This is a genomic window from Paenibacillus piscarius (genome assembly GCF_022234545.1).
In the GTDB taxonomy this organism is placed as follows: domain Bacteria; phylum Bacillota; class Bacilli; order Paenibacillales; family Paenibacillaceae; genus Paenibacillus_AQ; species Paenibacillus_AQ piscarius.
The window spans coordinates 186,109-194,891 of the sequence record NZ_JAIEUI010000013.1; the positions used below are offsets into that span (position 1 = coordinate 186,109).

Here is an 8,783-nt window from a genome sequence, read left to right on the forward strand (position 1 = left end):
GCTTCACACTATCTCTGAGGAGGCACATTACTGTGAGTAAAGTTATCGGTATTGACTTAGGAACAACGAACTCTTGCGTTGCTGTTATGGAAGGCGGCGAAGCCGTCGTTATCCCGAATCCGGAAGGCGCGCGTACAACCCCTTCGGTTGTAGGCTTCAAGAAGGACGGCGAGCGCATCGTCGGCGAAACCGCAAAACGCCAGGCGATTACGAACCCGGACCGTACCATCGCTTCGATCAAGCGTCACATGGGTACGAACCACAAAGAGAGTATTGACGGCAAGGATTATTCTGCACAGGAAATCTCGGCGATGATTCTCCAGAAGCTGAAATCCGACGCGGAAGCTTATCTGGGCCAGCCTGTAACCCAGGCCGTTATCACCGTTCCGGCTTACTTCAATGACAGCCAGCGTCAGGCTACCAAGGATGCCGGCAAGATTGCGGGCCTTGAAGTGCTGCGTATTGTCAATGAGCCTACGGCAGCTGCCCTGGCTTACGGTCTGGAGAAATCCGAGGATCAGACGATCCTGGTCTATGACCTTGGCGGCGGTACCTTCGACGTATCCATCCTTGAACTGGGCGACGGCTTCTTTGAAGTTAAAGCGACCAGCGGGGATAACCGACTGGGCGGTGACGACTTCGACCAGCTGGTAATGGATTATCTGGTGGCTGAATTCAAGAAGGAGCAGGGCATTGACCTCAGCAAGGACAAAGCGGCTGTACAACGTCTGAAGGATGCTGCCGAGAAAGCCAAGAAAGAGCTGTCCGGCGTACTGACCACTACGGTATCGCTTCCGTTCATTACAGTAGTTGACGGCGTGCCTCAGCACTTGGAAATTAACCTGACCCGTGCCAAGTTCGACGAGCTGACTGCCAGCCTCGTAGAGCGTACACTGGGACCTACCCGTCAAGCGCTGAGCGATGCCGGCATGACGCCTGCTGATCTGGACAAAATCGTACTGGTGGGCGGTTCTACCCGTATCCCGGCTGTACAGGATGCCATCAAGAAGCTTACCGGCAAAGAGCCGCACAAAGGCGTGAACCCGGACGAAGTAGTAGCCCTGGGTGCTGCCGTTCAAGCCGGCGTACTGACTGGTGATGTGAAGGACGTTGTGCTCCTGGACGTTACTCCACTGTCCCTCGGTATCGAAACTGCAGGCGGCGTATTCACGAAGATGATCGAGCGCAACACTACGATTCCTACAAGCAAATCGCAGGTATTCTCGACCTTCGCCGACAACCAGCCAAGCGTGGAAATTCACGTATTGCAGGGTGAGCGCCAGATGGCGAACGGCAACAAGACGCTGGGACGCTTCATGCTGAATGAGATTCCGCCGGCACCACGCGGTGTACCGCAGATCGAGGTTACTTTTGACATCGATGCTAACGGTATCGTAAATGTCTCTGCTACAGACAAAGGCACGAACAAGAGCCAGAAGATCACGATCACTTCCTCCAGCGGCCTGAGCGACGCTGAGGTGGAACAGATGATGAAGGATGCCGAGCTGCACGCTGAGGAAGACCGCAAGCGTAAAGAGCTGGTAGAAGCGAAGAACGGTGCGGACCAGCTTGTCTACTCCACAGACAAAGTCATCAAAGACCTGGGCGACAAGGTAGATGCTTCTGAGATCGACAAGGCCAATGCAGCTAAGGACAAGGTGAAGGCTGCTCTGGAAACAGACAATCTGGAAGAGATCAATGCCGCTACAGAAGCGCTGAACGAGATCGTACAGCAGCTGTCTGTGAAGCTGTATGAGCAGGCTGCGCAGGAACAGCAGGGCGCTGAAGCAGGCCAGGGTGCTGCTGACGGCAACGCCAAGAAAGACAACGTGGTAGATGCCGATTATGAAGTAGTTGACGATGAGAAGAATCAAGGGTAACCTTAGACGATAAGTCCTGTTGAGTTGAGAGGGAAGGTCAAGACCGGGGCATCCCGTGTTTTGGCTTTCCTTTTAAAATGTAAGGATATTTATGTGTAGTGGGGAAGAATTGACGATGCACGGAGGTGAAGGCAGTGGCAGATAAACGCGATTATTATGAGGTGCTCGGCATAGGCAGAGACGCTTCAGAAGATGAAGTGAAGAAGGCCTACCGCAAGCTGGCGCGCCAGTATCACCCGGACGTGAACAAGGCGAGCGATGCCGAGGAGAAGTTCAAAGAGGTTAAGGAAGCCTATGATGTCCTCAGCGACGGGCAGCAGCGGGCGCGTTATGACCAGTACGGGCATATCGACCCGAACCAGGGAATGGGCGGCGGCTTCGGCGGCGGCGGGGATTTCGGCGGTCTCGGCGATATCTTCGATATGTTCTTCGGCGGCGGCGGACGGCGTGATCCGAACGCACCGCAGCGCGGAGGCGACTTGCAGTACACGATGACCATTGAGTTCAAGGAAGCGGTATTCGGCAAAGAGACCGATATCACCATTCCGCGCACAGAGACCTGTGACACCTGCTTCGGCTCCGGGGCTAAGCCGGGTACGAAGCCGGAGACCTGTTCCGTCTGCCACGGCAGCGGCCAGCAGGAATTCGTGCAGAATACTCCGCTTGGACAGATGCGTAACCGCCGCCCTTGCTCGAATTGCAGCGGTACCGGCAAGATCATCAAGGAGAAATGCACCACCTGCGCAGGTCAGGGGAAGGTCAAGAGACAGCGCAAGATTCATGTGCGTATCCCTGCCGGGGTGGATGACGGTGCTCAGCTGCGCATGAGCGGGGAAGGTGAAGGCGGCACACGCGGCGGCCCGGCCGGAGATCTGTACATCGTGATCCGTGTGAAGAGTCACGACTTCTTCGAGCGCGAGAACGATGATATCATGTGCGAGGTTCCTCTGACGTTCGCTCAGGCGGCGCTAGGTGACGAGATCGAGATTCCTACCTTGACCGAGAAGGTCAAGCTGAAGATTCCTGCCGGAACCCAGACCGGCACCTTCTTCCGCCTCAAAGGCAAAGGCGTTCCGCGCCTGCGCGGCAACGGCGTCGGCGACCAGCATGTGCGCGTCATCGTGGTGACGCCAAGCAAGCTTAGCGAGGAGCAGAAGGACCTGCTCCGCCAGTTCGCCTCCTACAACGGTGAGAACACGCATGAGCAGGAGCAATCCTTCTTCGACCGCGTGAAGCGGGCGTTCCGCGGGGACTGATTTTTAAGGCATTCTATACAACATGAGTAAGCCCCCAATCTTGAAGAGGAGATTGGGGGCTTTTTTATAAAAAATTATTAGTAACCTACATCTACGCTAACCGTCGGGTAAGGTTTTCCGTCTAAATCGTAGGCTGTTAATTTCACATAATAAGCACCAGGTAATTTTGGTGATTCTTGGTAATACGTCCAAGAGGTTGCTGAACTTTTTAAAGTCTCAGTTTTGTTCAGAGTATTGGATACAATTGATATGATATACTTTGAAATCCCCTGAGATGGTTTATCCCATACTACAGATACATGATTTATACCTGTTTGTTTTAATCGAAAATTATTTGGTACTTGTTGTGGAATGGGGGTCGGAGTAGGTGTTGGACTTTTTGTAGGTGATGGAGTAGGAACTGGTGTAGGTGATGGAGTAGGAACTGGTGTAGGAACTGGTGTAGGTGATGGAGTAGGAACTGGTGTAGGCGATGGAGTAGGAACTGGTGTAGGCGATGGAGTAGGAACTGGTGTAGGTGATGGAGTAGGAACTGGTGTAGGTGATGGAGTAAGCACTGGTGTAGGAAATGGAGTTGGGAATGGTGTAGGTGCTGGTGTAGGGAATGATGTCGGCATAGTTGATGGCATTGCAGACGGCATAGGAGAAACTGTACTTTTAAGCATTTTAGTAACTGTTGATCCACTAGCATCAATGGACTGTGTGGTAGTTAATAATGCAATACCTAGAACTGCTATAAGCTTCTTTTTCATTTTAATTCATCTCCTTTAAATTTGTTTGATTTTTATTGATATTTTTATCTTTGATCCCTTTCTTTGGATATTATATTTCAGTATTTTACATATTGCTATGATTTTTTTCTTAATAATTTTTTGGAATTCGACAAAATACCACTATTTCAAAAAAATGGTTTGTGGTTTATTATAGTTCTACTAACACTTTTTGCTACATAAATGCTTTTTAATTCAGAGTAAAGGAGAGCGAAGTCTATAAAAAATAAAATATTAAGTACGGAGCATCTTCTTTCCTTGATTTAAAAAGCAATAATTTAAGGAAGCAGGGTGTTTTTGTTGATTTTGAAAAAAGTAAGTATGTAGCTATATGTGAAACTTAAGACTTCTATAATAAGGAGATTGATGTAAATGAAAAAAAGAATAATTTTATTTATATGCGTTGGTCTATTTCTGACATCTCAAATCATATATGCCGCTAAAAAGTCTGAAATTTTGCAATATGACGTTTCAAACAAACTAATAAAGAGAATCTACACCTATGACTCAGGAACAAGATATGAAATTACTTATAACTATGATTATAACGGAAACTTGATTAGTAGCAGAGGTGCTAAATTTACTCCACCACCTACACCAGCACCGACTGGCCCACCCTCAACACCTTCACCAACAATTCCACCAGCAACACCCACACCAACGATCCCCTCTCCTAAGAATTTCAAAATAAAATCGTATGGAACAAATACAATAACTGTAATTTGGGATGCACCTCCTGCCAGTGTTGGAGTCGCTGAGTACAAAATTAGTATTGTTTCTTCGGAATTAAATATAACTGAGAAGTTGGACTCAACTAAAACAAAATGGACTTACATTAATGAAATTCAATTTCTACCAAAAAGCTTTACAGTTAAACTTATTGCTTATACAGCTTCTGGAATTGCATCTGCACCAGCAGAGATTGATGTAGGCTTTTAAAGCATCGAAGAGCTTGTACTAAAAGGCACAAAGTTATCCGCAACAAATGAATAAAAGCTCGCAATTCCTTTATCATTACGATTAATTTCATGGAGGAGTCACATTGAGAAAAAACTCGCTGATCAAAAAAATATTATTAGTTATTCTTTGTCTAGCCATTGTATACCCGAATTTAACGATCAAAGCAGAAGAGAAATTTCAATTAAATGGATCTAATGAAATTCTAAGTTCGACAAAAAATGCAGCTCAAACTCTGCAACCGTCCCCCTCCCTGCAACCTCAAGTAGAACCTATCGCTACCTTTTCACCGGAACAAAGGGATAATTCAAGTGTAAGTAATCAAACACTGAAAGCAACTGAAACTGCTCCTCCTACATTTATCTCCGCGGCAGAAGATGTATATGGCACAGGATTGATGGATACCATTAATATCCTGAAATCATTATCTTTGAAAAAGCAACAAGCCTCCTATATATCATCATCTTTATCGGCTAAAACTTCAGGAGTAACTTCCTCAGAGATTTCAAAACAGGAAATTGAAAAATTAGCTCTCTCAGGTGCGTCTATTGAAGATATTTATTGGGTTAATTTGTTACTTCAAGATTTTCCATCAAAAACTGCAAGTGATCTATGGGAACTAAAAAAAGGAAAGGATTCTTGGCAGGGGATTTGGGATGATATAAAAAGTAACTCTATAGAAAACAATAAATCAGTAGTTGACAGCGTTTATTCAGAAAATTTCACGAATGAATTGTTAAAAATTGATTCCACTGTCAGCAAGACAGTATACAATCAGATTCAATTAAATGATGTAAAAAGTAATATGTCAATAAGTTCTTTTGATGCAATCGTTAATAGTGTTTTTAGCGGTCTTATTACTCAGCAACAAATTAACCAAACGGGTAAACAGCAGTATTCAGACCATAGTGGTAATAGTGAACTCATTGACCCAGCATCTGGTGCTTTAACTTGGAAGGAAACAGAAATCAGCTTACCTGGACGAGATGGACTCGACCTAAACGTAGGTGTGATGTATAATTCCAATCAGTCTTTTGCTTATATGAGAAACTATGAAAGTAGTGGTTGGATAAAAAAGTATAACTATCTCAATTCACGTTATGATCTAGGGATTGGTTGGTCCTTTCAATTTCCTTCTGTTCAATTAGCAGATGGTTACAAATACTATCATGATGGCCAAGGAGCCATTTATCAAATAGATTTTGATTCCTACTATGGTCAACAAAGTTACTCACACTTGGTAGGATACCAGGGTAAAAAAATTAGATTTATGAAGGATGAATCGGGAAGTTTTACTAATGGACAAACTTCTTCAAGCTACTATCTCGAATATCTGGATAAGAAGCGTGAGTACTTTGATAGTGATGGTTTGTTGTTGGGGATTATAGACAACTTTGGAAATAAGATTGTATTTCAGTATATTGAACGTGCTCTATATGATGGAGCAAACCATAAGGTGATTTCAGTAATCACAGATAGTATAGGGAGAACTGTTAACTTTAATTATGAAAATAACTTAAATACTACTGGGAGTTTTCCAGGAGAAAAAATTGTTGTTACGGTTAATTCGAATAGTGTAGAGTCTCAACGGGTTGTTTTTACCAAAACTAGATCTTCACTTACCTTCAACGGAAATCCTGATGGGTATGCTCCAGTTTTATGGAAGACTACGGATCAAGTTGGACAAGATACTCTTTTTGATTATGACAGTAGTACTCCTGGGAAGTTCAACTATGTAACTAAAATCATTGATGCTAACGCAGGTTATAATAGTTATCATAGATTGACAAAAGTTTCCTATTCGTCATCTTATACTAAATATAGTTATGATATTGTTAATCGAAATCTGGGGTCTAGTGGTATTGGACAAGAGTACAGAGTAACTTCAAGGCAAGATGTTCTCTCGAACAAATATAATGAAATTAAGTATTCGTACTCTGGAGATTATATGGGTGATACGGATCCTTATAATCCCAAACCATTTGATGCCTCATATAATTTTTCATCGACAAGTAAAGTGCAAAGTACAACTAGTACAAATGAATTATCAACAACAACGACATTTAATGGCATTCAACAATTACTCTCAACTTCCACGCTGGCGGCTAACAGAGAACGGAAAGTCGTAACTAATATTGCTTTTGACCCCGTTCTAACTCATTATCCAACTCAAACTCGTATATCAGAATATGGAGTAAGTGATTCAGATGATACAGCGAATCAGACATATACTGAAACTTCATACACTGAGTGGGGAGAAGTTAAATCTCAGACTCAATCTTTATTACCAAGTCAATTTAATGACTCTAATATTAAACGTTACTATACAACAATTTATACCTATGAGCCTACTTTTCATTTCCTTGAATCGAAATCCTGGTACCAGAATGAAGGAGATAGCAGTCCTGCTACTGAGCGTTACGAATATAATTCTACAGGCCGTATAAGCAATTTCATAAATGCTATAAACGAAGAAACTAGATACACATATAGTTATGCAGTTGGCACTAACTCGATTGAACAGATGATGGTGGAGAAGTTAGTTCGCATTAATAGTGATCCTTTAAGAAAATATAAAACTGTTTCAAAATCAGTTTTGAATTATGGGCAAGAAGTTCAATATGCTTATCCAACGGAGCAGCAGCAATGGATTAATATTGGGCAAACAAATCAGCAAATAATAAAAAGTAAGCTAGGTTATGACTTTGGGACAGGAAAACTAATCAGCCAAAGTGATGAAAAAGGGAGTACAACTCAATATAAATATGACAAGGCAGGAAGACTAATTAAAGTTCAACAGCCTAACTATACAAATATTAATGGTGAAACCTATAGTGAAGTTGAAGATTTGAGTTATGAATATGTAGTTCCAGGTCTTGATAATACAAATTATGGAATGAAAACATTAAATGTGCGATCCACAAAGACATTAACTAAAAATGCTGATGGCAGTGCGATGAAAACTTATCTGAGTTCTTATTACAATGGGTTAGGTTTAATGTTATTGCAAGAGAACTGGGATGAATATCAAGGAAAATGGGTACAGACCCAATATCATTATGATGACCTTATGCGTCCAATATATATGATAGATGCTGTTGGAAATACAATTACTGTAAGCTACGACGCTTGGGGAAAACAAAATCTATCAACCGACGTATATGGTAATAGTTATAAGACAGTATATAACCTGAAGTTACGCAGTAGTGAGAGTTATATGCAATCATCGGCTGGTACAGAAAAGTTCAACTATCTTTCTCAAAATTATGATCATAGAGGTAATATCATTTCAAAAATGACTTACAAGGATTGGCCGAACCAGAGCAATCCAATTAAAGAGTCTTACCGTTATGATATCCAGGGGAATGTAGTTGCTTACACTGACGCTAATAATAATCTTAATGCGGATGGAGTAACTACTAGCTTCCGATATGACCCGCTTAATCGATTATACTCAATAAAGGATGCTCTTAGTCAAAACACCATTTACACCTATGATGGAAATGGGAAAGTTACCAACACGATCATTAAGGCAGCAAATGGATTAACGGAGAATGTTAGTGATAAAACCTATAATGAGCTTGGAGCATTAACAGAAAAGATGGATGGGGCCTCTTCTCGAAGTGAGAAGATAGAGTATAGTAATTTGGGATTACCCAAAGTTAAAGTTGATCGAAAAGGGACAATATTTAATTATAATTACGACGAACGGAATCGTTTAACATCTGAGCTCATAAGTGGTCAGCAAAATGAAAGTGAAGAAACCAAGTATGTATTTAGTGATGGGCGAACAAATCAGAATACTATTCTTCGATACACTAATGGCATCCAAACAGCATTTCAAAATGAAATACTATATAAGTTGAACTAAAGGAATTCATTTCCACACCGTCGAATAAAAGAGTATAACCTAAAAGCGA

Annotated in this window: 5 protein-coding genes; 4 read left to right on the top strand and 1 reads right to left on the bottom strand. The window is 42.6% G+C overall.

Going from position 1 to position 8,783, the window contains the following annotated elements; genetic code table 11:
- Positions 1 to 32: 32 nt before the first annotated feature.
- Both dnaK and dnaJ read left to right on the top strand, forming a co-directional pair.
- Positions 33 to 1,880 (top strand): molecular chaperone DnaK, encoded by a 1,848-nt coding sequence (dnaK, locus tag K1558_RS20435; RefSeq protein ID WP_238653506.1) that lies wholly within the window; start codon positions 33 to 35, stop codon positions 1,878 to 1,880.
- A gap of 134 nt (positions 1,881 to 2,014) precedes the next feature.
- Positions 2,015 to 3,136, top strand: a complete 1,122-nt coding sequence (dnaJ, locus tag K1558_RS20440; protein ID WP_238653507.1) for a molecular chaperone DnaJ — start codon at positions 2,015 to 2,017, stop codon at positions 3,134 to 3,136.
- 77 nt (positions 3,137 to 3,213) lie between these two features.
- On the opposite strand, the gene K1558_RS20445 is transcribed toward dnaJ, so the two are convergent.
- Entirely contained in the window at positions 3,214 to 3,888 is a 675-nt protein-coding gene (locus K1558_RS20445) for a hypothetical protein (RefSeq protein ID WP_238653508.1), read from the bottom strand.
- Between the two features lie 390 nt (positions 3,889 to 4,278).
- Between K1558_RS20445 and K1558_RS20450 the strand changes: the two genes are divergently transcribed.
- Both K1558_RS20450 and K1558_RS20455 read left to right on the top strand, forming a co-directional pair.
- Positions 4,279 to 4,845, top strand: coding sequence for a hypothetical protein (locus tag K1558_RS20450; protein ID WP_238653509.1), 567 nt, complete (start codon positions 4,279 to 4,281; stop codon positions 4,843 to 4,845).
- 103 nt (positions 4,846 to 4,948) lie between these two features.
- Positions 4,949 to 8,734 (top strand): RHS repeat domain-containing protein, encoded by a 3,786-nt coding sequence (locus K1558_RS20455; RefSeq protein ID WP_238653510.1) that lies wholly within the window; start codon positions 4,949 to 4,951, stop codon positions 8,732 to 8,734.
- Positions 8,735 to 8,783: the final 49 nt, after the last annotated feature.

What these genes read in the sequence shown, in the direction of transcription:
- K1558_RS20450 (WP_238653509.1), top strand. Translation starts at nt 4,279, where the DNA reads ATGAAAAAAAGAATAATTTTATTTATATGCGTTGGTCTATTTCTGACA.
- K1558_RS20445 (WP_238653508.1), bottom strand. Translation starts at nt 3,888, where the DNA reads ATGAAAAAGAAGCTTATAGCAGTTCTAGGTATTGCATTATTAACTACC.